The 25,380-nt window shown below is 42.9% G+C and carries 24 protein-coding genes, 1 pseudogene and 1 CRISPR repeat array; of the genes and pseudogenes, 6 read left to right on the forward strand and 19 right to left on the reverse strand.

Annotated features, from left to right (window positions below; all coding sequences use genetic code 11):
• Nucleotides 1-37: 37 nt before the first annotated feature.
• The 3 genes from DW205_RS04660 (at nucleotide 38) to DW205_RS04670 (ending at nucleotide 4,074) form a co-directional block, all read left to right on the forward strand.
• The gene (locus DW205_RS04660; RefSeq protein WP_005864243.1) at nucleotides 38-2,314 is read left to right on the forward strand and encodes a GH92 family glycosyl hydrolase; all 2,277 of its coding nucleotides are present in this window, start codon (nucleotides 38-40) and stop codon (nucleotides 2,312-2,314) included.
• Between the two features lie 214 nt (nucleotides 2,315-2,528).
• Nucleotides 2,529-3,902, forward strand: coding sequence for an MATE family efflux transporter (locus DW205_RS04665; RefSeq protein ID WP_005864245.1), 1,374 nt, complete (start codon nucleotides 2,529-2,531; stop codon nucleotides 3,900-3,902).
• The gene (locus DW205_RS04670; RefSeq protein ID WP_005864247.1) at nucleotides 3,871-4,074 is read left to right on the forward strand and encodes a hypothetical protein; all 204 of its coding nucleotides are present in this window, start codon (nucleotides 3,871-3,873) and stop codon (nucleotides 4,072-4,074) included. Before DW205_RS04665 ends, DW205_RS04670 begins: the two co-directional genes overlap by 32 nt.
• A 20-nt stretch (nucleotides 4,075-4,094) precedes the next feature.
• Here DW205_RS04670 and DW205_RS04675 read toward each other — a convergent pair whose 3' ends face one another.
• From DW205_RS04675 to DW205_RS04730, 13 genes and pseudogenes are all read right to left on the reverse strand, one after another.
• On the reverse strand, nucleotides 4,095-4,697 hold the full coding sequence (locus DW205_RS04675) for a sugar O-acetyltransferase (RefSeq protein ID WP_005854288.1): 603 nt from the start codon (nucleotides 4,695-4,697) through the stop codon (nucleotides 4,095-4,097).
• 28 nt (nucleotides 4,698-4,725) lie between these two features.
• The gene (locus DW205_RS04680; protein ID WP_008778700.1) at nucleotides 4,726-4,956 is read right to left on the reverse strand and encodes a hypothetical protein; all 231 of its coding nucleotides are present in this window, start codon (nucleotides 4,954-4,956) and stop codon (nucleotides 4,726-4,728) included.
• A gap of 39 nt (nucleotides 4,957-4,995) precedes the next feature.
• Nucleotides 4,996-6,633: an RluA family pseudouridine synthase gene (locus DW205_RS04685; protein WP_005864251.1), complete on the reverse strand. Its 1,638-nt coding sequence runs from the start codon at nucleotides 6,631-6,633 to the stop codon at nucleotides 4,996-4,998.
• A complete protein-coding gene (locus DW205_RS04690; protein ID WP_121963061.1) occupies nucleotides 6,633-8,174 on the reverse strand; it encodes a family 43 glycosylhydrolase in 1,542 nt (513 codons plus the stop codon). The genes DW205_RS04685 and DW205_RS04690 overlap by 1 nt, the downstream gene beginning before the upstream one ends.
• Entirely contained in the window at nucleotides 8,171-8,689 is a 519-nt protein-coding gene (locus tag DW205_RS04695; protein WP_121963062.1) for a hypothetical protein, read from the reverse strand. Before DW205_RS04695 ends, DW205_RS04690 begins: the two co-directional genes overlap by 4 nt.
• Before the next feature lie 275 nt (nucleotides 8,690-8,964).
• Nucleotides 8,965-9,625: direct repeats of the CRISPR family, unit length 47 nt; unit sequence GTTGTGATTTGCTTTCAAATTAGTATCTTTGATCCATTGGAAACAGC.
• Between the two features lie 109 nt (nucleotides 9,626-9,734).
• Nucleotides 9,735-10,067 carry a CRISPR-associated endonuclease Cas2 gene (cas2, locus tag DW205_RS04700; protein WP_005864259.1) on the reverse strand — a complete coding sequence of 111 codons (333 nt, stop codon included), beginning with the start codon at nucleotides 10,065-10,067 and terminating at the stop codon, nucleotides 9,735-9,737.
• A 5-nt stretch (nucleotides 10,068-10,072) separates the two neighbouring features.
• The gene (gene cas1, locus DW205_RS04705) at nucleotides 10,073-11,008 is read right to left on the reverse strand and encodes a type II CRISPR-associated endonuclease Cas1 (RefSeq protein WP_005864261.1); all 936 of its coding nucleotides are present in this window, start codon (nucleotides 11,006-11,008) and stop codon (nucleotides 10,073-10,075) included.
• A gap of 10 nt (nucleotides 11,009-11,018) precedes the next feature.
• Nucleotides 11,019-15,572, reverse strand: coding sequence for a type II CRISPR RNA-guided endonuclease Cas9 (gene cas9 / locus DW205_RS04710; RefSeq protein ID WP_005864263.1), 4,554 nt, complete (start codon nucleotides 15,570-15,572; stop codon nucleotides 11,019-11,021).
• 266 nt (nucleotides 15,573-15,838) lie between these two features.
• Nucleotides 15,839-16,282, reverse strand: a complete 444-nt coding sequence (locus DW205_RS22800) for a GNAT family N-acetyltransferase (RefSeq protein WP_306439182.1) — start codon at nucleotides 16,280-16,282, stop codon at nucleotides 15,839-15,841.
• Nucleotides 16,262-16,699, reverse strand: a pseudogene (locus DW205_RS22805) (GNAT family N-acetyltransferase); the annotation flags it as partial. The pseudogene DW205_RS22805 and the gene DW205_RS22800, both read right to left, overlap by 21 nt.
• A gap of 7 nt (nucleotides 16,700-16,706) precedes the next feature.
• Nucleotides 16,707-17,252: a GNAT family N-acetyltransferase gene (locus tag DW205_RS04720; RefSeq protein WP_005864267.1), complete on the reverse strand. Its 546-nt coding sequence runs from the start codon at nucleotides 17,250-17,252 to the stop codon at nucleotides 16,707-16,709.
• The gene (locus DW205_RS04725) at nucleotides 17,249-17,806 is read right to left on the reverse strand and encodes a GNAT family N-acetyltransferase (protein WP_005864269.1); all 558 of its coding nucleotides are present in this window, start codon (nucleotides 17,804-17,806) and stop codon (nucleotides 17,249-17,251) included. The genes DW205_RS04720 and DW205_RS04725 overlap by 4 nt, the downstream gene beginning before the upstream one ends.
• Before the next feature lie 14 nt (nucleotides 17,807-17,820).
• Nucleotides 17,821-18,648, reverse strand: a complete 828-nt coding sequence (locus DW205_RS04730; RefSeq protein ID WP_005864270.1) for an SDR family NAD(P)-dependent oxidoreductase — start codon at nucleotides 18,646-18,648, stop codon at nucleotides 17,821-17,823.
• 149 nt (nucleotides 18,649-18,797) lie between these two features.
• Between DW205_RS04730 and DW205_RS04735 the strand changes: the two genes are divergently transcribed.
• Nucleotides 18,798-20,084: a TIGR01777 family oxidoreductase gene (locus tag DW205_RS04735; protein ID WP_005864272.1), complete on the forward strand. Its 1,287-nt coding sequence runs from the start codon at nucleotides 18,798-18,800 to the stop codon at nucleotides 20,082-20,084.
• Nucleotides 20,085-20,190: 106 nt separating this feature from the next.
• Here DW205_RS04735 and DW205_RS04740 read toward each other — a convergent pair whose 3' ends face one another.
• From DW205_RS04740 to DW205_RS04755, 4 genes are read right to left on the reverse strand one after another with little or no spacing between them, the layout of a single operon-like run.
• Nucleotides 20,191-20,493 (reverse strand): helix-turn-helix domain-containing protein, encoded by a 303-nt coding sequence (locus DW205_RS04740; RefSeq protein ID WP_005864275.1) that lies wholly within the window; start codon nucleotides 20,491-20,493, stop codon nucleotides 20,191-20,193.
• Complete coding sequence (locus tag DW205_RS04745; protein WP_005864278.1) at nucleotides 20,477-20,812, reverse strand: type II toxin-antitoxin system RelE/ParE family toxin; 336 nt, start codon at nucleotides 20,810-20,812, stop codon at nucleotides 20,477-20,479. Before DW205_RS04745 ends, DW205_RS04740 begins: the two co-directional genes overlap by 17 nt.
• 54 nt (nucleotides 20,813-20,866) lie before the next feature.
• Nucleotides 20,867-21,430, reverse strand: coding sequence for a flavin reductase family protein (locus tag DW205_RS04750; protein WP_005864280.1), 564 nt, complete (start codon nucleotides 21,428-21,430; stop codon nucleotides 20,867-20,869).
• Between the two features lie 6 nt (nucleotides 21,431-21,436).
• Nucleotides 21,437-21,979, reverse strand: coding sequence for a flavodoxin (locus DW205_RS04755; protein WP_005864281.1), 543 nt, complete (start codon nucleotides 21,977-21,979; stop codon nucleotides 21,437-21,439).
• A 173-nt stretch (nucleotides 21,980-22,152) separates the two neighbouring features.
• On the opposite strand from DW205_RS04755, the gene DW205_RS04765 reads away from it, so the two are divergent.
• The gene (locus DW205_RS04765; RefSeq protein WP_005864282.1) at nucleotides 22,153-23,226 is read left to right on the forward strand and encodes an alcohol dehydrogenase; all 1,074 of its coding nucleotides are present in this window, start codon (nucleotides 22,153-22,155) and stop codon (nucleotides 23,224-23,226) included.
• Here the strand turns inward: DW205_RS04765 and DW205_RS04770 are convergent.
• Nucleotides 23,192-24,088 (reverse strand): HEPN domain-containing protein, encoded by an 897-nt coding sequence (locus tag DW205_RS04770; protein WP_005864283.1) that lies wholly within the window; start codon nucleotides 24,086-24,088, stop codon nucleotides 23,192-23,194. The genes DW205_RS04765 and DW205_RS04770 overlap by 35 nt on opposite strands.
• A 109-nt stretch (nucleotides 24,089-24,197) precedes the next feature.
• Nucleotides 24,198-24,563 carry a hypothetical protein gene (locus tag DW205_RS04775; RefSeq protein WP_005864284.1) on the reverse strand — a complete coding sequence of 122 codons (366 nt, stop codon included), beginning with the start codon at nucleotides 24,561-24,563 and terminating at the stop codon, nucleotides 24,198-24,200.
• A 323-nt stretch (nucleotides 24,564-24,886) separates the two neighbouring features.
• Between DW205_RS04775 and DW205_RS04780 the strand changes: the two genes are divergently transcribed.
• Nucleotides 24,887-25,327, forward strand: coding sequence for a DUF6078 family protein (locus DW205_RS04780; RefSeq protein ID WP_008778696.1), 441 nt, complete (start codon nucleotides 24,887-24,889; stop codon nucleotides 25,325-25,327).
• Nucleotides 25,328-25,380 lie beyond the last annotated feature (53 nt).

Raw genomic sequence — 25,380 nt, forward strand, 5'->3', positions numbered from 1 at the left:
TCTCTACAATACAGACAATATTAATATTCTTATAAACATGAAAACATCTTTTTTCAAGCAAGGAATCTTAGCGATGGGGATAGCCTGCTGCATGCAGCTTTCCGCCGTAGAGAATCCTGTGGACTACGTGAATACGTTAGTCGGTACCCAATCCAAGTACGAATTATCTACCGGAAATACCTATCCGGCCACGGCCATGCCTTGGGGTATGAACTTCTGGACTCCCCAGACCGGCGAGATGGGGAACGGCTGGACCTACCGCTACGACGCGGATAAGATCCGGGGATTCAAGCAAACCCATCAACCGAGCCCGTGGATGAACGATTACGGGCAGTTCTCCATTATGCCTACTACCGAAGGCTTGGTCTTCGACGAGGAGAAACGGGCTAGCTGGTTCTCTCACAAAGGGGAAGTAGCTACACCTTATTATTATAGGGTCTATCTAGCCGATCATGACGTGACTACCGAGTTGGTTCCGACGGAACGTGCGGCTAAGTTCCGCTTTACATTCCCGGAAACCAAGAAAGCGTATATCGTCATCGACGCTTTCGATAAAGGCTCTTATATAAAGGTATTGCCTGCGGAACGTAAGATCATCGGTTATTCCACGAAGAACACGGGCGGTGTTCCCCGTAACTTCAAGAATTATTTCGTGATCCAATTCGATAAGCCATTCACGTTCTCCTCTACGGTTAAGAACGGGGCGATCCAGTTGGATGAGTCGGAGGTGAAGACAAACCATGCCGGCGCTATCATCGGTTTTGAGACAAAGGCCGGCGAGGTGGTGCATGCCAACGTGGCTTCTTCTTTCATCAGCACCGAGCAGGCCGAGTTGAACTTGCGTGAGGTGGAAGATACTGGTTTCGATCAGCTAGTGACCAAAGGTAAGGAAATCTGGAACCGGGAATTAGGTAAGATCGAGGTAGAGGATACGAACATCGATAACTTGCGTACTTTCTATTCTTGCTTGTATCGTTCCTTGCTTTTCCCTCGTAGCTTCTATGAGATCGACGCCAAAGGGCAAGTCATGCATTATAGCCCTTATAACGGTAAGGTCTTGCCGGGCTATATGTTTACCGATACCGGTTTCTGGGATACGTTCCGCTGTCTTTTCCCCTTCTTGAACCTGATGTATCCGGAGATGAACCAAAAGATGCAGGAAGGTTTGGTGAACGCTTATAAAGAGAGCGGTTTCTTGCCGGAATGGGCAAGTCCGGGCCATCGGGATTGTATGGTCGGCAATAACTCCGCTTCCGTGGTAGCTGACGCTTATATCAAAGGCTTGAGAGGATACGATATCGAGACGCTTTGGGAAGCTTTGAAGCATGACGCGAATAGCCAACTGCCGAGAACGGCTTCCGGTCGTGTCGCTTACGAGGAGTATAATAAACTGGGTTATGTACCGAATAATATCGGTATCGGACAAAATGTGGCTCGTACCTTGGAATATGCTTATAATGACTGGACGATTTATACCTTGGGCAAGAAACTAGGCAAGCCGGCAAGCGAGATCGATATCTTCAAGCAACGGGCTAACAACTATAAGAATGTGTACGACCCAAAATATAAGTTGATGGTCGGACGCTCTGATAAGGGCGAGTTCAACCCTTCTTTTAAAGGTACGGACTGGAGCCGTGATTTCTGCGAGGGTAATAGCTGGCATTGGAGTTTCTGTGTTTTCCACGACCCGCAAGGTCTTATCGACTTAATGGGAGGAAAGAAGGAATTCAACCACATGATGGATTCCGTCTTCAAGATGCCTAGTCGTTTGGGTATGGATAGCCGCGGTATGATCCATGAGATGCGTGAGATGCAAGTAATGAATATGGGACAATACGCCCATGGCAACCAACCCATCCAGCATATGGTGTATCTATACAACTATTCCGGCGAGCCTTGGAAAGCCCAATACTGGGTGCGCGAGATCATGCACAAACTTTATACCGCTGAGGCGGATGGCTATTGCGGCGATGAGGATAACGGACAGACTTCCGCATGGTATGTGTTCTCTGCCTTAGGCTTCTATACCGTATGTCCGGGTACCGACCAATATGTATTAGGTACCCCTTTGTTCAAATCCGTAAAGCTCCATCTGGATAACGGAAAGCAGGTGTTGATCCAAGCGGACAAGGCCGATCGGGAAAATCGTTACATCAAGGGTATGAAAGTAAACGGCAAGACCTACACCCGCAATTTCTTGACACACGAGCAGTTGCTAGGTGGCGCGAAGATCCAATACCAAATGAGTGATACCCCTAATAAACAGCGAGGTATACAAGATAGCGATCGTCCGTATTCTTTCTCGTTGGAATAAGAAAACCATGATGCCCATTGTAAGCCTGTTACAATAGGCATTCTAAGCACCTTACGATGCCCATTGTAAAGACCTTACGATGGGCATTGTTATTTTATGTGAATTCCGGTTTGAAATAATGATGGAGAGAGTTGCGTTTTACCTTAGGGTTGTTACCTTTGCGATGACTAATCAGTTTTTCTATCCTCTTTGTTTATCCTTTTAATTTAGATGTATGGCAAACTCAAAAGAGATGACGAGGGGTGCTGTATTCCCTCTTCTATTCAGTTTCACGATGCCATTGTTATTAGGGAATCTGCTTCAGCAGACTTATTCTTTGATCGATGCCGCTATCGTTGGTAAATTTCTAGGTATTAATTCGCTGGCTGCCGTAGGAGCCAGTACCTCGGTGATTTTCTTGATTCTGGGATTCTGTAACGGATGTTGCGCTGGTTTTGGCATCCCGGTAGCTCAAAAGTTCGGGGCGAGGGATTATGCGACGATGCGCCGTTATGTGGCGGTGGGGTTGCAATTGGCTACGGTGATGTCCGTGGTGATCGCCGCTATCTCCGGTTTCTATTGCCGGGATATCTTGCGGGGGATGCAGACACCCGGGAATATCTTCGATGGGGCCTATGAATATTTGTTTGTTACTTTTATCGGTATTCCTTGTACATTCTTCTATAATTTGTTGGCAAGTATCATGCGGGCTTTGGGAGATAGCAAGACTCCGTTCTGGTTCTTGCTGTTCTCTACGGTCTTGAATGTTTTCTTGGATTTATTCTGCATCTTGGGGTTAGGATGGGGTGTGATGGGAGCGGCTATCGCTACGGTTTTCTCGCAAGGGCTTTCCGCCATTCTATGTTATTTATATATGCTTCGGAAATTTCCGATCTTACGGGCTACTTCCTCTGAGGATCGAAGGTTTCATGCCGGGCTGGCCCGTACCTTATTGGCGATGGGGGTTCCGATGGGATTGCAATTTTCTATTACCGCTATTGGCAGTATCATGTTGCAGAGCGCCAATAACGCCTTGGGCACGGCCTGTGTCGCTGCCTTTACTTCCGCCGCCCGTATCAAGATGTTCTTCATTTGCGCTTTTGAGAGTTTGGGTATCGCCATGGCTACGTATTGCGGACAGAATTATGGGGCGGGAAAGCCAGAGCGTATTTTGCAGGGAATTAAAGTGAGTTCGTTGATGATGCTTACGTATGCCGCCGCTACATGGATGATCTTGATGCTGGGGTCTCGTTGGCTGGCCTTGTTGTTTGTGGCTCCATCTGAGGTCGAGATACTGGACTATACGGAGCAGTTTTTGCATATTTCTTGCTGGTTCTTCCCGGCTGTCGGGCTACTGTGTATCTTGCGTTACGCGATACAAGGGGTAGGTTTTAGCAACCTTGCGATGCTCTCGGGTGTTTCAGAGATGATCGCACGTGTCTTGGTGAGCTTGTATGCGGTTCCCGCTTTTGGGTTCTTGGGCGTTTGCTTCGGTGATCCGTTGGCTTGGGTTGCCGCTGACTTATTCTTGATACCTGCGTTTTTGTATGTTTATAAAAAGATAAAGAAAAGATTAGATGATGAGAAAGTATCGGTGTCCGCAGTGTGATATCCCTTCTATGTATGTAAAGAATGCGGCAGGGGAACGTCTTTTAGTGTATGTTCACGAGAATGGGGAGGTCGTTCCCAAAGATCCCACTACGGATCTGTCCGGATTTGACTTGACAGAGGTATTTTGCCTAGGATGCTCATGGCATGGAGCGCCTAGGAAATGCCGGTGATTTTAATGGGTGGCAAGTTCTTATAAGTCTTCTTTGGGTAATTCTCTGATCACTCTACATGGGTTACCGACGGCCACGCTATAGGTGGGAATGGATTTTGTCACTACACTGCCTGCCCCGATCACGCTGTTCCTCCCGATCGTGATACCGGGTAAGACGATCGTTCCACCACCAATCCAAACATTGTCTTCAATGGTGATGGGGAGGGCTTTTGTCCTGAAAAATAAATCCCCCGATCGTTCGTCCCAATCATTCACGAAGCGTTCGTTCGCATTTATCGGGTGCGTAGCCGTATATAATTGTACGTTGGGGGCGATGAGGACGTTATTTCCTATTTTGATAATATTATCGTCTAAAAACGTACAGTTCATATTGATAATGACCTTGTCACCAATAAAGATGTGCTTCCCGCATTCGCAATGGAAATTTATATCAATGCTGGAATACTTGCCAATGCTTCCTAGCATTTGGCGTAAGAGGGCATCTCTTGTAGCGCTGTCGGTTATATTGGTTGCGTTCAAACGAGCGAGTAGGTTTTTCGTCTGGACGATCATTTGCAGGACTTCTTGATCCAGATGGTTGCAATACTCGCCCGCCAAGAACTTTTGATAATTTGTTTCCATAATGATTACAGGGATTTGATACGGTTATTTACATATGTTGAAGTTGTATATAGAAGACGATGAAAAAGGCGATAGTCGCAATCAGGGCGATAGAAGAATATAGACGGAAAGGCTTATCTTGTTTATAGACTCCATAGGCTAGTCCTATCAAGGCGCACAGTAGTATACCAGTAGGGATGCCGAAGAAGCCTAAAACAATGACGTTAATAAGCATTACCCATCCCATGGCTATTAATATTTTACTTCTGATAGTTCTCATCTTTAGTATCTGTTTAGTTATTGGATATAATAGACAATTTTAGTGTTGAGAAAATGGAATCTTGGCACGTATCTCTATCCTCTCGAAAGTGATAGGATGCGTGAATGCTAGATATTCAGCGTGCAGATAGAGCCGTTCCGCCTTTCGTCCGTAAAGCTCGTCGCCAAGGATGGGGCAATGAAGACCTAGGGGATGGGCGGCGTGTACCCGTAGCTGGTGGGTACGTCCGGTTTGGGGATAAAAGGCGATAAGGGTTTTTCCGGAAGTCCGTTCCAATACCCGGTAGCGTGTAAAGGCAGGTTTCCCGAATTCTTCGCTTACGATTTGCCGAGGTCTGTCCAAAGGATCGGGACATAGCGGGAGACGGATCTCACCCTCATCTTGGGGAACTTCACCCTCTAATAAGGCGATATACCTTTTCTGGATGGTTCGGTTTTTGAATTGGGCTTGTAGGTTCTGATGCGCTTCTTTGGTCTTGGCGGCGAGTAGCAAGCCGGATGTCGCCATATCCAGACGATGCACGATAATCGGGCCGGTGGCATCCGGATAAAGGATATGCAGCCTGTGATAGACGGAGTCCGCGTCTCCCTTGCCGGGGACGGAAAGCATACCCGCCGGTTTATTGACGATCAACAAATAGTCATCCTCATAAAGGATATCCAGCTTCGTCTCCTGGTGAGAGTCCGCCAATAACGGATTTTCATCTACCCGCAATCCCTGTAGCATATGATGGAGGATCGGCTCGCATTTTCCTTTGCAAGCCGGATAATAATATCCATGGTGCCGGATCTCCGTCTTGGGAGAATCGCCCCACCAGAACTCAGCCATGGCAATCGGTTCCAACTGATGCTGGTAGGCGTATTGCAAGAGTTTAGGGGCGGCGCACTCACCCGCTCCGGCAGGCGGCGCACCTTGGTAGGTAGGGGCGAACAGTTCGCATAAGTCCTTCACCTCGCCCCGGGCGTTCAGGATTCGGAATTGTTCGAACAACTTGCGTTGCAAGGCCGCCGACCGTCGCTTGCGTTCTTGCTTCAGTTGCTCGATCTCCTGCTCAAGCCGATCCACCTTGGCTTGATCCTCCTCCAGTATAGACCGCAATGATTTCTTGGTTAGCTTGTGAGCGGCTTTCATGTGTTGGCTCTCTTTAATAAGAAGTGCGGTCTCTTCTTCCGTGAGAGGGAACTGCCGAAGTCGGTCGCGCTCCTCTTTCCTCTTTTTCATCAAGTCTTTTGCGGCCTGTAATACGAAATCGCAGTATTCGATCGTGCTTTGTAACCTCGACCGTGCGTCTTCGAGAGCTGGAGAGGCTTGCAGGGTTCGGATACGGGCATTGATCTCATTGATCCGCTCCTCCTCTTGCCGGAAGAAACCATCCGGTTGTAATAGGTCATAGATCGGGGGGACGAAGAATGGATGTACATTCTTCCCCGCTAGGTTACCGGAGAACGCGGCCAGATAGCCGACCTCTCCGGCGGGAGTACGAACCACCAATACGCCGAACATTTTTCCGGTTTGTAACTCTTCCCGCCATTCGGTTCGTTCTTTCAGGTATGCCTGCGTCTCCTCAGCCGCTATTACGCATAGAGGATGCGGTGTATAGTGAAAAGGATACGTGAATCGTTCCGGTAAGGGGATCGATTGTATCGGTTGGGCAAACGTGTGAAACTTAGATTCCATCATTCATTTTGTAATAGACAATAAGCGTAAATGGCCGATGCCGTAGGATCTCCCTCTTGATACAATCCCGGACGGGAGATACGATCCCATTGGATCAACGACCGGGTCTCTTTTGCGGAGAGAGTTTCGCCGACGATCTCGTTCCATGCTTGTCCGTCCTTACTCCAGTAGAACGTGCTATGCGTACCGTCGGTCACTTTCATCCGTAGATATAAAGGCGAGGCGGGAAGAGGAAGATCGGCCAATGGATGTTCTTTCCCCTCTAGGATATATTTCAATATCAAACGGTCTCCAGCGCATCCGCAGGTGATTAGGTTATTTGCGTCTCCGTACATCGTGATTCCTTTCCAACTGTCATTCCGGTTTACGATCGCTGTTTCCAACGTGTAATCCGGGGAGGTTGGGCGTAAACAAAGTGCCGCTCCGGTCTTTACGCCGGGTTTCGGTGTTCCGGATAGAGATAGTTTACCGTTCTTGATCTCGGTCTTGACATCCGTGTAAGGATAGTTCCAACTCCATTCGGGACGCAAGGTAGCACCGGTGAAATCATCCGAGAAATCGAATACCGGCACTTGTGCGGACTCGGCAAATGGCATGGGTTGCGTGCGGCTCGCGTATTCCCCGGTTACGAAGTGAGGCCAATGATCCTCGCCCATTCTCACCTCTTGCAGGTAAGGTTGGCGACCTTGGTAGAAGCCGCTTCCCGGCTGGTAAGCGTGGCATAGGTAATACATGCGTCCGTCCGGTGTAGTCGTAATCGTTCCGTGACCGATGGAGAGAACCTCCTTGCTTCCGTGCAAGATCGGGTTTCCTTGGTATTTCTCGTAAGGACCTTCCAGCTTTTTCGAGCGAGCCACGGATACGGCGTAATCGCTCTGCGGGCCGCAACAGCCTCTCACGGAGTAGATGATATAGTAATATCCGTCTTTCTTGAACCAATGCTGACCTTCCATACCTTGACGCTCATCGTCACGCAGCAGGCTGAAAGGCTTTCCGTCTAGGCGAAGCCCATCGTCCGTCAACTTACAGGCCAATAACTCTATGGGTTGGTTATCCAATCCATAAGCCTTCCAACTGATGTAAAGTTTGCCTTTGTCCTCCAAGATAAATGCGTCTATCGCTTCCTTCCCAAACTCTACCACCGGGCCGTAATCCTTGAACTTGCCCGTAGGTGAATCCGCCACGGCGACACCGATGCACGAGATGTTATCCGATTGCTTCCGGGCCGTATAATAGACATATACCTTCCCTTTATGCTGATACCATTCCGGAGCCCAGAATGAGGATTTAGTCCATTCCGGCTTCTCGTCGAATACATGTCCGGTTTGCTGCCAGTTCACCAAATCGGTAGAGGTGAAAACCGGATAATAGGGGGCCCATTCCGAGGAGGTGCCAGTGATATAGTAAGTCTGGTCGATCCGGATAATGGAAGGATCGGCTACGTCACCGTGGATCACGGGATTGGTAAAATAGGATTCTTGTTGCGCTAGTCCTGTGGCCAAGGAGGCGGCACAGAAGAATAGTGTGAAAATCTTTCTCATGTTTTATCGTATTTTTTTAAGATGTTCTTATGTACGGTTCGCAAAGAGATTTGTAGTAAATCGGGTTCCGCCAGATCGAGTAGTGTCTTATATTCCTGTAGCAACTCGGGTATGGGGCGGCATAACTCATATCCCAGTTTCATGCAAAGCGTTTGCACACCGGGTAATTCCTTCGCTGAAAGCATCCGGTCCAGGCAGAAGTTCAGGAAATCTACCCGTGGGGGATTCGTCTGGGGCTGTCGTACAAGCAGGTTCAAGAGAATGCGTCGTTTACCGGAGTGCTCACAGCTAAGCACTTCATTTATCAGCTCATCCTGTTTATCATATAGCCATTCGTTTTCCTTGGTCGAGAAATGGCTACAGACCCATAACGCTTGATAACTAACGGCATCATCCGGATCGAATATCAGATCGTATAGCTCTGCTTTCCGTTCTTGGTTCCCTTGTACATAAAATAATATCTCATGGATATCCTCTATATGACAGCGGCTTGATAGTCTCTCTTTTAGGTCCATTCTCAATCTTTGTTGTTGTCTCTTTATCTTTTCTGCCGTAAAGTTATAGTCTTTTTAGCAAAGTTTCCCTAGTTCACTTACTTTTGTGCCCCATTGATAAAAGAATGGATAGATATGCGATATATGAATTTATTAAATGATTTAACAATTGATTGTAAAAATAACGGAGGGTGTTACCGAGTAAAGGATCAGTTGAAGAAGGTTAAGTATTTATTAAAATAGTATCTTTGCTCCACAAGAAACAGTCTTGGGGCGAATGGTGACGGTTGGCTTGCGTTGTGATTTGTTTTTAAATTAGTATCTTTGATCCATTGGAAACAGCCACACGCTGGCCGTTCACATAACCCGTGTCGTTGTGGTTTGCTTTCAAATTAGTATCTTTGATCCATTGGAAACAGCTGATTGCTCCCAGTCCCTTTTTCGTAGTGTGTTGTGATTTGCTTTCAAATTAGTATCTTTGATCCATTGGAAACAGCTAAGAAATTCAATCATTTCAGTGATAGCATGTTGTGATTTGCTTTCAAATTAGTATCTTTGATCCATTGGAAACAGCGTCATTAAGCAATTTCCACAGGTCGTAAGGTTGTGATTTGCTTTCAAATTAGTATCTTTGATCCATTGGAAACAGCCTCCTTATCACGACCATCCTCACGAATATTGTTGTGATTTGCTTTCAAATTAGTATCTTTGATCCATTGGAAACAGCACGTTGACTGTTATAATCGAGAGAACCGAGTTGTGATTTGCTTTCAAATTAGTATCTTTGATCCATTGGAAACAGCATAATGGTAAAAAGGTATTGGATAAAATACGTTGTGATTTGCTTTCAAATTAGTATCTTTGATCCATTGGAAACAGCATAATGGTAAAAAGGTATTGGATAAAATACGTTGTGATTTGCTTTCAAATTAGTATCTTTGATCCATTGGAAACAGCTTAATCTGTATTATATGCTGTATATCAACTAGATGATAGAATGGTTAGAAAATAAAAAAGAAAAGTTTCCAATGTAATAAATCCCGTTTTATGACGGGATTTATTATTTCTAGAAAAGCTCTAATTGTTGGCCGGGTGTATTAGGAGGTTGTACTTTTTTCCCATAGAACAACTCAATATTCCCAAATTGTTTGTCTGTAATGCACATTATTCCTATTTGCCCGTGTTCTGGTAAAAATGATTTTACTCGTTTTATGTGTACTTCTGCATTTTCTTGGCTGGCGCAATGTCGCACATAAATAGAGAACTGAAACATGGTAAAGCCATCACGCTGCAGATTCTTACGGAAATCACTATAAGCTTTCTTTTCTTTTTTTGTTTCCGTAGGTAAGTCAAATAATACCAACACCCACATAATACGATATTCGCTAAATCGATCCATGATTATTACCGTTCTGGATACACGATTCTTCGTTGCTCTCCACTGAAACATTTGTAAAGAGAGGCTGTTGTTTGAGCGACAGCGATCATTAACGGACTTCGTTTACCTCCAATCTTAACTTCTAATGTAGGAATAGAAAGAAGTGATGCTTTCCATTCTTTTGTTAATATTTCGGGTGATATACCCTTTGTTCTTATTAAACCAAATACAAGCTCATCAACATAAGGTCTATAAGGTTCCATGATGTCATCAGCTAAACAATAAGCATTATATCGGTTATGGTGATGAATACCCAATGTGGGTAACATACCACTTGTGACTAGTCCACGTGCAACAATAGCACGAAGGATAGCATAACCATAATTTAATAAATTATTAGGAGGTATACCTTCCCGATCTCTTGTAAAACCTTCTATGTGTCCGAACAGATACTTCCAATAATAAGCAGCTGCACGTCCTTCCAAATTGTCAGGATCTCCACTACGTACATCATTGGCCCATATTCGCATACATTTTATTTCTTCGTTTTTACAAGAGCATAATACTGATGCTTGATTGTTGATTTTCGCTTGAATAGTCTGTTGCCAAAGTTGTTTCTTTAAAGGTAAGGAAGCGTCTAATTGATCTCGAAAGCGCTCATTTTGTGTCGTGTTTCCATAAAGCGGAAGCATGAGGCCTACTGGCATACTTCGTCCATCACATGTAATAACTGCGCAATTATTCTCTAGTAATGCTTCCAATACACCCTGGGTAATAGTAATTTGTTTGTTGTCAAGAACTATCACTGCAATATCTTCAATTGGTTTAGTAATTTCTGATTGTCGTTTGAAGCTTTCGGGCACAGTATCATTCTTTACTATCTCCGGTAACTTAATAACTAATTGCTGGTTACGAAGTGACAGGTAAGCAGGATTACCAAAATAAAATGTTTTCTTAATCATAGGATAAAATCTAATTAGTTAGTATACATGAACCTACTTGAATTATATTTCCTAATCTATCAACTTTAATGGGAAAACATATTTCTTTAACCATTTCACCTGTTATAGCTTTTTGATTTTTAGATTGAGGACTACCAATACCATATTCATTCTGAATGCAATTTTCACCATTACAATAGATTTCTGCAGTAGCTTTAGGTAAAGCAAAAATCAAATTGGCTGTTGAAGCTGGGATGAAATTAGCGGTAATGCCACTTGAGTCAACCATTTTGTATATTCGATCCCTATCTATCGGCATTACGACTTCCCCCTTATTAATCTCCTCCTGTGTCGGTACATATACCAGATCATTAGGAGAGAGTATATATTTAGGTAGATTACCATTCTCATCTTCAGGAGCCGAGGAAAGTCCCTGCTTTTGGCGTTCGATCACTACATTTAAGGGAATCGTGCTATAACTTCTTTTACGGATTACTTTTTTCGTATCCTTATCAATCTCTTCTGTTTCATAGATAGCAAAGAACAGGTTGGTTCCTTTTGCTGCCTCTACAAATTTAGTTCGCTTATTCCCTTTTTGTCCTACAGTAAACTTTTCAGCTTTTTCGTAGACACGCACTTTATAAATGGGCTGATGCTTTTTTCCTTTATTCAATATAAGAATATTACGGTTCATTTCATCAATACCATCTGGAGAGAATGCCAATGTGGGATCATTGTCTTTAGTTTCCAAATGTCGAAGCATAATTTGTTGGATACCTGTATCTGTAATGCTTTCCTTTATCTTCTTTTTGTCGAAACTAGTATCTATAGGCTTCCGCACCGCAAAATAGCGGTCTTTCGTCTCTTTTGTAAAGTAATAGACTTTGATTTTTGATGGATTAATATCTTGCCAAGTATCTTTATTTTCCTCGAAATAGTTCTTTATTCTTTTAGTGTCATAGCCTAACTCGAGCATAGCGAGTATTTTCTTCTTCAAGTCCATTTCTACTATTGCCTGTGGTTTCTTTAAGGCCTCATTAAATGATACGGTTTTTATCATACGCAAATTTACTTCTCCGTGAACCGTTTCCTTATGCATTGATTTACGGATAGCCCAACTATCCCCTTTTGATTGGTTGGAGACTATCTTCTTTCCATTTTCATAATGCTGATAGTGGTTTGTTGTCTTGTTGATCACACGCAAATTTTGCTTAAAGCTAACCGTTATTTTCTGCAAAGCTGTCAATGTATCTTGAGTGAATGTTTCCCAAGGCTTGTCAATAACCCATTTGTAATTACCGTTATTATCAGTCTTGTCCTTGTGACATAATAGGGTTTGCAAATCTCGCCGTGTTATCTTTGTGTTTTTACTAGCCGACACATTATTGAGATAGTTCACGATGTTACGATTTGCGCATGCAATGATAATGGCATCCATCGCATGATGGCGGTGATCAATACGTTTTTTATTGAATCCCTTTTGTAACTCTAAGGGCATGGAGGGGATCATTGTATTATTGGTATTGATAGAAGTGAAACGGGTACTTTCAGTCAGTTCATTCAACCGAATGAAACGAGGAAGTACAATCTTATTCCAAACATCGTTGATGCCCCAATCCTTTTTTAATCGATCGGTAATACCTCCTGTACAAGGAATGACATTCTTGGAGATAGCCTCTTGCTCGTTTTCTTCACGCACTATATTAGAAAGCAGAGATTTTACTACTTTACTAATATAGCGGCTGTCGTTGAGTTGCCGTTCTATAAATTGATCTGGAATATCTTCCATGAGTAACTTTTTCATTTTACTTCTGTTATGTGAATAAGATTCATGCACAAGTTTTTCATAGGCTTCCACGGAAAGTACCTCAACAGGCTTGTCAAAAGCTAATTCCACCTTTTCTCCATGATGGTTTTTAATAAACTCATAGCCGAGGCTCCTATCCTTCAATTTATTTATCTCAGATTCACAGATCACCTTGTTGCTAAGTGAATCATCGAAATAACGTGATTGAGGAATAATATGTTCTATTTCATAAGCAGGAGTGAATAATTTACTTAATGGTATCATTTCGCCTGTATAAGGTGAACGATATTTTTGCTCCAACCATAGTTTGTAACGTAGTATTTCCGAGCGTGTTGGACGTTTTAGAGTATCTGTTTGGTTGAATTTTCCTAATATAATTCCTATATCTTCCGGTAATTCTAATATACTATTTAGTACGCCTTCTTCATAAATACGCAATAAATCCTGCTGGCTGGGGGAATATGGACGTACATTCTCTATTCCAAATTCCGGATTCAAAAATTCAGTCAATAGTGCTTTTATGCGTAAATTGGTATTCTCGTTCTTTATCATTTGTTGTGACATCCGGGCACGCTTGTCCGCCGGATTTTTCATTTCCCGTCCTAATTCAATATGTATCTCATCGATATGGCCTACTTGTTGCCAAATATCTCGTACGGTACGCAAGGTTTCCGTTATCACTTGCTCCACGATTGGGTTGCGTAACGAATGTTGTTTAAACGATTTTAAATAGAGATCTATATCCTTGGGAGTCTTCCATTTAACTATATCCTTGACTTCGGAGTGACGATCGTAAACTAGATAACAAGCTAACCATAAAGGCAAAGCTCGAAAATGGGTAATATCAGTTAGGTTAATAGCTTTTTGTCTAACTCTCTCACGAATGTTCTCGTCATACTCTCCATCTATAATTTTATTAATTCGTATTCTTGTCCCATTATCTATGTTTTCGATACTCCAATATTTACCCATTCGCATCAATGGAAGCAATTTCTTTATCGCCTTAGCCGAGTAAGAGCCATATTCCTTCTTGAAAGGAGGGAAATTCTTGAATTGTTCAATAAACTCTTCGCTTAGGTTATTCTTATTGGCAAAAGAGTGTAAGGCTTTTTCTATTTCTTGTTTATCTTCTATGGAATATAATATATGCCATAATGTCTCTTCCTTTTCCTTAGAAAGAAAAGCTTTTGGGATATGCGCTTTTCCTAAACGAGCTATTATTTGTGCATGGGTTTCATTACAGGGATAAGGTTTATCTTCCACATAATTCCAACGATAGTTTGAAGTTGTTTTCTTAAAGCCGAATGGCGGGTATTTAAAAAAGGCTTTTTGATCGATTTCTTTCTTTTCATTCAGCCACTCAAATAAAGTGACATAATCAGCCTCGGTAGGGAGTAATTCTTGTGTTACGTCAACATCCGTTTCCTTCCTGTAGATACGTAGGTTTACAATAAATTGCCAAAGGCGAAATTCTTGATAGAGAGGATGAGACTTGGCTATACATTTAATGGATGCATGTTTGATTTCTCCACTCTCTTTATCAATATACCTATTTTCCTCATAGGGACAATTGTCGATCAATGATTTCTTGCTCTTCAGTGGACGTTGATAGAAAATGATATCTTCTATAAATAAATGACAGAAATCTCGTGTGGAAATACTATTCCTACGTGGTTCGTTATTGGGATAAAGCTCATTAAGGCAAGCAATATATAACTGTTTATCTCGTAATTCCTCATGAAATTCACTTTGGGTCTTTAGTATTTGATAGAGTTCGTTTTTATAGTATTTACGTTCGATAGTACGTACTAGCTTCCCACGTATTTTCTGGTCTGGTTTTTGCAGAAGTGTATCATAAATATAAGCGCCGACAGTCATCTTGATCTTGTCGATATCTGCTTCCGTCTTCTTTTTAATTAATGTCCAATCATCATCTTTTGGCGCACGGAAAGAACGCTTTATATTTCCTTCCTTATCTTTCTTAGGACTACCATCAGCCTCTAGATCAGTGGTGACTATAAATTCTTTAGTTTTACCTTCCCAATCCAATGGTATATTACTTGTGCGCCGGTAAATCATCCCATTCTCCAAATGTACGTTATACCAGGTGTCCTTGCCTTTTCTCTCTCCCGAGTCTTCGACTTTTTCTACTTTCAATGAATAATATTCTACTAGTTTATTTGGAGTTTCCTCCTCTTCACCTCGAAGTTGATAGTATCCTCGTTTCTGATTAAAGTTCAAAAGAATCCAAGCGAGTTCCTCTTTTGATATTTTTTGTGTTAATGCTTTCTTTCTAAGGTAATAGATCGTCCAATCGTAGGGTACTTTTTTGTTGTTTGCGATAAGTATGGGATGATGTTCGGTAAAATTGGCCAACATCTCTTTAAAAGACTCCTGAAAGATAAATTTGTAAGAACCTGTTTCGTCTTTTACCCAAGGTAATTTACATTCTATGTCATTTAAGAATTTGCCATAGCGATTGAGAGAATCGGAATAATGCTTTGGTAAAAAGCCGAGTAAATCGAGAATTCTATGCAGGCGCTCACGTCTTAATAGATGGCGTTCACGCAATCTACGTATACCACGATAGCTTGTTCGATCCGCAGTTTGTGAGATAGAATTTCCCTTATCGAAATTTCCTAAAATGGCTGCGTCCATAGGTATAATACGACTGCCACAAGCTTCTATACCATATAAGTGTTCTTTATTTATATAAGCATTGATTAATGCCCATCCTATACTATTTGTACCTAAATCTAATCCTACTATTTTTTTCATGACTAGTATTGTGTTAACGATTTTTTCAAAGATAAAATAAATTATCAAGAAATACTTGCTTTATAAATATATTCTTTATTTCTTTGCTATACTAATTTGAAGCAAATCACAATAAGGATTATTCCGTTGTGAAAACATTTAGGTTCTAGCCCATCGTCCTTTATCGGTGGGCTTTTTTTATGTGTAACTAGTCCTGTTTTTTGATAAGAATGCCTTCGTTAGGCTACGCATATAGTCATGATAGGCTACACGATTACCTTAAATTTTTAAGGAAGTGTAGCTTGAAGATGAAGTATCGGGAATGGCTTGTTGGAGGAATCTGTCTCGTCTCTTCCTATCACTTGGAATCCCAGATGCTGATAGAAATGAAGTGCGGTTGTGTTTTGCTCATTTACGTCGACTTTTCGGATGGGTGTCTCTTGCAAGGCGAATTGGATAAGTCGTTTACCTAATCCTTTGCCTTGCTCTTCCGGATGTACGAAAAGCATCTCGATAAGCTCATCGCTTAAGCCCATGAAGGCGGCGATCTTTCCTCGCTCATTTCGGATGATATAAAGTTCTACCAATGGGAAATATCCGGGAACAAGTTCTTTATAAAATAAGATATCCTCTTCTTTTAGGAAATGATGGGTACTACGTACGGACGCTTCCCAAAGCAGAAGAAGCTCATTGAAGTCCTCGAAGGAGGGACGGGTTATCGTTCGCTTCATCGGGGTGTACTTCATCCCATGTGTAGTTTGTTCTTCGCAGATTGGTTCGAACCCGAATTTCCGGTAGATTGGGATTGCATAGGAAGAGGAGTTGACTGTCATTTCCGAGACTGGCTTATCTTGGATAGCGGCCTCGAATAATCGTTTGCCGATACCTTTTCCATGATACATAGGCGTGATGAAGAATAAGGAGATATGCTTTCCTTCATTTTTTGTCGCGATTAGACCTATTAATGACTCACCCTCGAATGCTCCGTAAATGGTTAGCTCATTTACCAGATCCTTATTGTAAATGAAACTCTTGAAGGTTTTCAATCCCTCTTCGTCGAAGTCATTCTTGCCACATTGGATGAACACGTCCAAAGACAAGGTTAATGCCTTATCGTATTCGTTTACCTGTAATTGTCTTATTTGCATAAATGGATTATAAGTCTTTGTTCCCAACTAATTTCTCATCCGCTACGATCTCAAAATGATGCGCATCGATGAATCGTCCGTTTTTGTAACAAGCTTTTCGGAAGATGCCAGTCTTCTTGAATCCCACTTTCTCTAATACCCGCATGGATGCCAGATTATATTCATACACCGTGGCGAATATACGAATAACCTCCGTATGCTCAAAATAATACTGGATCGCATCGGCTAACGCTTCAGAGGTAATCCCTTGGTTCCAATATCTCTCACTGATCCAATAACCGACTTCCGCATTGAAACGTTCCACATCCGTTCCTCTCACAAAACCTATATTGCCGATTGCCTCACCATGAACCACAATGCAGAAATCCGATATTTCAGTTTTTTCTCGTGCTTGGCTGATGAAGCAGCGGGCATTTTCTTTTGTATAAGGATGAGGCAATCCATCCCGACAGTTATCCCAGATCTTCTTGTTATTAAGGTGCAAGGTTAAGGATTCCGTATCTTGACCTTCCCAACTCCTGAGCGTATATAAATCTTTTGTTACTACTATCATAAACTATTGTTTTTGTTTGAAAAGGAATGATGGTCAAGATAATAGCACAAATGATCCTCTATTTGTCCAGTATGCATTAGCTCTGCTTGATGAAGCCGTCCTTCGTATACGAATCCATTCTTCTCTAATACACGTTGTGAGCGTTGATTGTGAGGATAACAATTTGCCGTGATCAAATGTAAATCCATTTGAGTAAATCCGTAATTCAATACGGATTGCACTGCTTCTGTCGTGAAGCCTTGTCCCCAACACTCTTCTTTTAGCCAATAACCCAGCATGCGAGCATGTGGGTTTTCTCTTTTGGGATCAGGAATGATGCCAATGGAGCCAATGACTTGTTGAGTCTCTTTTGATACGATAGCCCAAACCCCTTCTTTTCCGATAAATATGGTATTTAGTACATCAATAGTCTCTTCGATCGTTTCGAGAGGTTTCCATCCTGCGTTATTGCCTAGGTTTGGATTCTTACAGCTCTCAAAAACATCAGGAGCATCGCTTTCGCTGAAAGGACGGAGCACAAGACGGTTGGTTTCTATATTCGATGTTTGTGTCATATACGGATGTTTATTTAGTCGAGATAGATCATTTTCTTGGTCATCCCACCGTCAATCGTAATATTCTCGCCATTAATGAAATCGTTTTCCTCTTGACAAAGAAATAAGCACATACGGGCGATATCCTCCGGCTTTCCCACCCTTCCGGACGGATGTTGAGCATGATCCTCCGGGCGAAGCTGGTCGTAATTGTTATTCTGTATCCAACCGGGAGCGATAGAGTTTACCGTGATATGCCATTCCGAGAGCGATAAGGCCAACGCATGTGTCAAAGAATAGATACCTCCTTTAGAGGCGGCATATCCCTCGCTACCGGGTTCACTCATCAAGTAACGGGTAGAGCAGATGTTGATAATCCTGCCGTATGGATTGGGGATATCGAGAGATTGCCGATGGAGCGCTAATTGGCGGGAGGTGATAAACGCCGGGCGTAAGTTTATGGATAGTATCTTGTCGAAATCCTCTACGCTTGTTTCCGTGATGGGAGAGAACTGACTGACACCTGCGTTGTTGATAATGATATCAATATCTCCCCACTCCTCGATGATCTTTCGCAGGCAATCTTCTAGTGCGGTTTTATCACTAACGTCCACGAGATGGAATTGTGTCCCGGTTTGTAGGGCAGTCTCTTTTCCTAAGGTCTCGTTCTTGTCGCAGAAGGCCACACGATGTCCGGCTCCTCTGAAAGCCCTTACAATCGCTTTCCCGATCCCCTCGGCTCCACCGGTGATGAAGACTCTTCTTGTTTTATGAAGTGTCTTCGTTGTATGCCCCGTTCTAGTGCCGGAAGTCTTCCGGGCTTGGTATTCTGCGTACTTATTTTCCAGATAATTGTCTGCCATGATTCAGTCACTATTAAATGAGGACAAATATAGTTGTTTTCTGTCGAACCGATTTCTTTTAGTCGATATTCTGTTTGGGATACTAAAATAGAACCGGAAATTGCCATCTAAATTGCTTGTGGATTTGTTTTAATAGAAAAGTATTGATTATGAGAATAGCGATCAGCGGGGCAAGCGGATATATCGGTCAGCATCTTTCATCTTTTTTAGAGGGAAAAGGATATGATGTTATCCCTTTAGGGCGGGATTTGTTTAAGGAAGATTGTTTTGATGAATTATGCCGATGCGTGGAATCCTGTGAAGTCGTCATTAATTTGGCGGGTGCTTCCATTAATAAACGTTGGACGGAGGCTTACAAACAAGAGTTGTATGATAGCCGTATTTGCGTGACCAGACAGTTGGTGCATGCCATAAACACGAGAAGCGTGAAACTTGAGTTGTTTATTTCGGCCTCCGCCGTAGGTTATTATCCGGCTTTCGGGGAATATGACGAGTATCATGATTGCCGGGGAATGGATTTTTTGGCCCGGTTGTGTGGGGCGTGGGAGGAGGAAGCGTCCGCATGCTCATCGGATGTGAGGCTTGTCATTACCCGTTTTGGTGTCGTATTGTCTGAGGATGGAGGGGCCTTGAAAGAGATGCTTCGTTTGCAACGCTTCTCACGGGTAAGTGTCGTGATCGGTAACGGGCAACAGCGTTTTCCATGGATCAGCCTGTTTGATCTATGCCGCTCTTTTGGGTATATCATACGGAATAGGCAGATGAGGGGTGTGGTAAATTTGGTTTCTCCAGACCTTATCACCCAAAAGCAGTTGGCTCATACGTTAGCGAGAGCGGATAAGATCCGTAGGATCATCCCTTTGCCTGAGTTCTTTTTTCGGCTGAAGTTTGGCGAGGGAGCGTCGTTCGTGACAAAAGGGCAAACCGTCCATCCCTCTAAATTACAGGAATCTGGGTTTACATACATTTATCCAACAATAGAGAAACTTATGAATATAACAGATCATCATACCGTACCGGAACTGGATATTAAACGGTATATGGGGCGATGGTATGAAATCGCCCGTTATGAGAATCATTTTGAGAGAGGCATGACGGATGTGACGGCCACGTATACGTTGCTTCCGGACGGAAAGATCCGTGTGGAGAACGAAGGATATAAAGGCGGCGTTCACAAGAAAGCCACCGGTCGTGCGAAACAACCGGACCCTAAAAATAATCCCGGAAAATTGAAAGTGGCTTTCTTCTTATGGTTCTATGCGGATTATTATATCTTAGAACTTGATGCGGATTATCAATATGCGGTGATAGGAAGCAGCACGGATAAATACCTCTGGATCTTGAGCCGTGAGAGGAACTTACCGGAGGCGGTTCGGGAAGATTTACTGGGGAAGATAACGGAACGTGGGTATGATATCTCTAAATTGATTTCATGAGCTGATGTATAAAGGGGTAAAGCCGTAGTGATTACGCCTTTGCCCCTTTTATTACTCATATTGGAAAACAATCTTAACAGAGGCGATCTGAGAGAGTTCCTTTTGCTCACATGATAGGCTTTACGATTTCAATTTTAAGGCCAAGCGCATCAATAATACGGAAAAATAAACCAACTCCCGGTTCTATGATTCCTTTTTCAATTCTTGATATATAGGTCTTATTAGTTCCTACTTTTTCGGCCAACTCGGATTGTGTCATTTTCTCTTGCTTCCGTGCGTCACTAATAATTTGCCCCACACAATAAGAGTATGCTTCTTTGCGAAACTCCTCTCTTTCTGGTGAGCCAACCTTGCCGTATAATTTATCTAATACAGCGTCCATACTCCCGATCTTAGGATTTGCTTGCATAATATTCATTTTTGAGTTTTAAAGCCTTTTCTATTTCGCTATTAGGGGTTTTCTGAGCCTTTTTCTGAAACCCATTGAATAGCATGACTATATTTCCATCATCAAAGATAAAGAAGGCCCGATAGATGTTTCTGTTATGGCTTGCCCTTAACTCGTACAAACCGTCACGGATTAGCTTAACGAAGTTCTTGTTAAGGCGTTCTTGCGTTTTAAGCATATCGAGCACATAAGAAACTTTTTTCTTTGCACCATCATCTAATGACATAAAGAAATCTATGAAATAATCTTCATAGTATAATATTTCTCTTTCTTTTTCCATAGTGCAAATATAAATTAAGTTTACATATATAACAACTTTAGATAGGCTTTTCTTTTATGTTTTCAGTTGCTTCCCATCGGAAAAGGCATTTCCTACCTTTTCGCCCACTCTCAAATAGTCGTTGTTGAATGGATCAAAGATGATGGGAGCGGCTTTAGCTACATTCACCTTGCCGTTCTCATCAAGTACACGCTCGTCAACACTGACATTTACGATCTCGCCACGGAGTATGCAAGTATCTGGATCGTAATCTTTCAATTTACATTCGATAGCCACGGCCAATTCGTCGATCAACGGAGCATCTACGAAGTCTGATTTTGTAGCGTGAAATCCTGCTTTGGCAAACTTGTCGGTAACTTTATTGCCTGACACGATACCTACATAATCACAAGCTACGACATGATCGGCATCTGCCATGCTTACCGTGAAAGCTCTACGCTTCAGGATATTCTTAACTGTCTTGTGACCGGCGCTAAGACACATGCTGATCTCATTCATCTCACTGATACCGCCCCAAGCGGCGTTCATCGCGTCGGGAGTTCCATCTTCTCCATACGTGGCGATAATAAATACGGGTTGCGGATAGCTCAAAGGCTTCGCTCCAAAATTCTTTCTCATAATCATTTATTTTTTAGTCCAATTCTTGATATCTTCTTCTGTCGCTCCGTTCATCAACTTCCCTTTTTGCCAGTTCACATCCGGATAGGCTTTCCGCAATTCACTCTCTGCGTTCGAGATATTGCTGCTGCCTGATGTGGCGAATGGGATAACGGTTTTGCCCGAGAGATCGTATTTCTCCAAAAAGGTGTTGATGAGTCTTGGGGCTTGATTCCACCAGATGGGAAATCCTAGGTAAACGGTGTCATACTCCGCTAGGTTCTTCAAATCATCGATAATGGCCGGTCGTGATGTAGGATCGTCCATCTCTACGCTGCTGCGTGAGGATTTATCCCGCCAGTTCAGATCGGCGGAGGTATAGCTTTTCTCAGGTTGGATCTTGTGAAGATCACCACTGACAATAGACGCGACTTGTTGGGCCGCTTTTTCAGTATTTCCCGTTGCCGAGAAGTAAGCCACTAAAACTTTTGTCCCTTCGGCAGCCTTTTGCGCATAAGAGGCGATACATACCATTGAGATCATGACCATGAATAATACGATTCGTTTCATACTTCTTGAATTTTTGTTGTTTTTATATTCATTACGAGAATGCTATGTATTTATGGCGATAAAGATAGGAGAGAAAAATGAAACAGTTTGTACCCAAATTACTGATATATCTGATATTTTTGGCGATACGATCCTTATCTTTGTAAGGCGATTAACAAAAAGAAGGAAGTATCATGCTTGCGTACACTTATATTGAACAAGGGAAATTTGAATTGCGAGAGAAACCGATACCGGAAATAAAGGATTCACGGGACGCTATCGTACGAGTGACTTTGGGTAGCATTTGTTCTAGCGATCTTCATATTAAACACGGTAGCGTACCACGTGCGGTATCCGGAATAACCGTTGGGCATGAGATGGTTGGTGTGGTGGAAAAGGTGGGTGCCGATGTTACTGCAGTCAAGCCGGGTGACAGGGTGACCGTGAATGTCGAGACCTTTTGCGGAGAGTGTTTCTTCTGCCGGCGTGGATATGTCAATAATTGTACCGATCCCAATGGCGGTTGGGCGTTGGGCTGTCGTATCGATGGGGGGCAGGCGGAGTATGTCCGGGTTCCTTATGCGGATCGAGGCTTGAATCGTATCCCAGATACGGTTAGCGATGAGCAGGCTTTGCTGGTCGGTGATGTGTTAGCGACAGGTTTTTGGGCTGCCCGCATCTCGGAGGTCTCAGAGGAGGATACGGTTCTCATTATTGGCGCTGGTCCTACGGGGATCTGTACTTTGTTGTGCGTGTTGTTGAAGAAGCCACGACGTATTATTGTTTGCGAGAAGTCTCCGGAAAGGGCCCGGTTCGTTCGCCAGCGTTATCCGGAAGTCTTGGTGGCAGATCCCGAAAACTGTAAGGAATTTGTTCTTCGTAACAGCGATCATGGCGGTGCGGATGTCGTATTGGAGGTTGCGGGGAGTGAGGATACCTTCCGCTTGGCATGGGATTGTGCCCGTCCGAACGCCATTGTCACCATCGTAGCCCTCTATGATAAACCTCAGCTTCTTCCTTTGCCAGACATGTATGGCAAGAACTTGACTTTCAAGACTGGTGGGGTGGATGGCTGCGATTGCGCCGAGATTCTTAACCTAATAGAAGAAGGTAAGATAGACACGACGCCTCTTATTACCCATAAGTTTCCATTGAACGAGATCGAGGAGGCTTACCGTATCTTCGAAAACAGGTTGGATGGGGTTATAAAGGTGGCGATTGAGGGGAATCTCATCAAACCTGTCTTTGTTTTGCCGCATACACCTTGATTCTCTCCTCGCAACATTGTCGCGTGATATCCCGGAGCCGTTCTACTTTGGGTATAAGCGCCTCGATATCTTCTTTAGTGACGCGGAAGTGTAAATTATAACGAGCTTGAACGTATGCGTCCTGCAGCAAGTCGAAAAGTCGTTTCTCCTCTTCCGTATCCCGGGGAAAGGCTTCGGATGATTCTAGGGAATGCGTTTTGGCTCTGCCGGATAACGTTATTAGGCTATGCTCTTTGGGGCTATACAATGTAAAAGTCAAGATTATGCTGTTGTAATAATTCTCACAAGCTTGATGCAAATGAAAAGAACATATTTTATATCTCTCGTCGTTTTTGTCATACATTGCATTTCGTAAAAAATCATTCGCACGTTCAAACCTGTCGTTGTAATACTCCTCCGCCAACTCTTTTATCTCCCGATAGTTCAGTTTACGGCGGCGGGCCAACTTATAACGGCCGCTGTTGTAAAGCATGATACCCTCTCGCTTGATATCGGTATAGAAATATCGGTTTTTATCGATGGCTTTATTCAAGTCGTCGATGCTTTCGTCTATAAATTGTACGGTGGTGGATGCGTATCTGTTCTTCCCTTTGTAGTAATTATCGGTGGCCTTGCTCAAGATGTGATTGATAATATATCTTTGGAAACGGGTACTGGTAACTACCAAAATATCATAATCGCTCATAAAACAGGTGCGGATACCGTATTCGATGCGTTGGTCGTAGTCAACGTATGTATTCCGGGCATAACTTCCGTAGAGAATGATCATCTCACAATCGGGAAGTACTTCCAGTACGCACTCTACAATTCTTCTGAGGTCATCCCGTTTCTGTTCGGGAAGGTAATTGATGGATGTTTTCATTCTTCGTTTATCTATGCAAATTGTTTGTAATCACTTTTTACTTTCAATGAACATTGTTCTGTCCCGATAGCCTTTACGATAGCTAAAAGCGGTGCGCTGAACTGTTCGGTTAGCTTGTTCGGTACTTGTTCGGTCGACTTGTTCGGTTGGCTGTTGTGGGGTCATGATTTTCTCCCATCATTAAGTTTCTGAAAAATGCGATCAAGAAACTCATATCCGGTTCAACGTCTTTTCGCACATTTCTATAATTCGCACGAACCAGCGCATTGCGAAAGTACCAAGAGTTGTCGGCAAACAGATCATTGTTCACGTCAAAACCGATGCTACGCAAATGCTTTATAGCTGTATCTTTTAAATAATCGGATGTTTGCAAGCCATCTACAGCTTGTAAACCAATGGCTGTTTTCCAAGCTGAAGCCTTTTCTTTTTTGTCGGGCTCACTATCACGGATGTATGATTCGAAATCTATGTCCATATGTATCCAATCATGATTATAAACAGGCAATAAAGATATAAAATATCCTGCTATGTGATAGTGAAAAGATGAAGAAGTTGTATTGGCTCGGTCTTTTACGTATTATGAGTTTCCTGTAACATTGAATTTATAAAAATATCTACAATATCTACCACTCTATTATATACTTTTTGTAAATGAGAGTATTATCTGTTGGTTGTAGATGTCCAAACATCTACAATTATTATTCAATATCTACCATTTATTATTGATTTTCATGCAATTTTCTTTTCGTGTGAAGGAAAAAAGTGTTATATTTGGAGAATACTGAAAATCTAAAAGATATGATAGAAAAACTCGATTACGCTATGGTGCCGACAGGCTTTGTACATTGTTTTAATGGAAATTGTAAGAACGCCAACCGCTGCTTGCGGCATCAAATCATCCGTTTTATTCCCGATACGCTTTGGGCGGTGAGCATCGTGAATCCCGCACGTACCAGTCCTACCGGAAAGTGTGCGGCTTTCATGGCGGATACTCCCGTGCAATACGCTGTCGGCATGGATCACCTATTAGACCAGATACCTTATCTGGAGGCGAAACGCATCAAGCAACGTCTGTTGATGACATACGGTAAGAATAAGTTTTATCAGTTTAAGCGCAAGGAAAGAACCTTCTCGCCCGAAGACCAACAGTATATCCGTCAGGTCTTTCGGGCGTACGGAGTAGAGGATGAACCAGTCTTTGATGCTTGGCAGAGTGGCTACCGATGGACGAAGGGATAAGAGCTGATAAGAGTTTTGTCTTATGCTGATATAGGTAGACACATTCAATAACA

Origin of the sequence: Parabacteroides sp. AM17-47 (assembly GCF_003434625.1) — a bacterium.
Taxonomy (GTDB): Bacteria; Bacteroidota; Bacteroidia; order Bacteroidales; family Tannerellaceae; genus Parabacteroides; species Parabacteroides distasonis.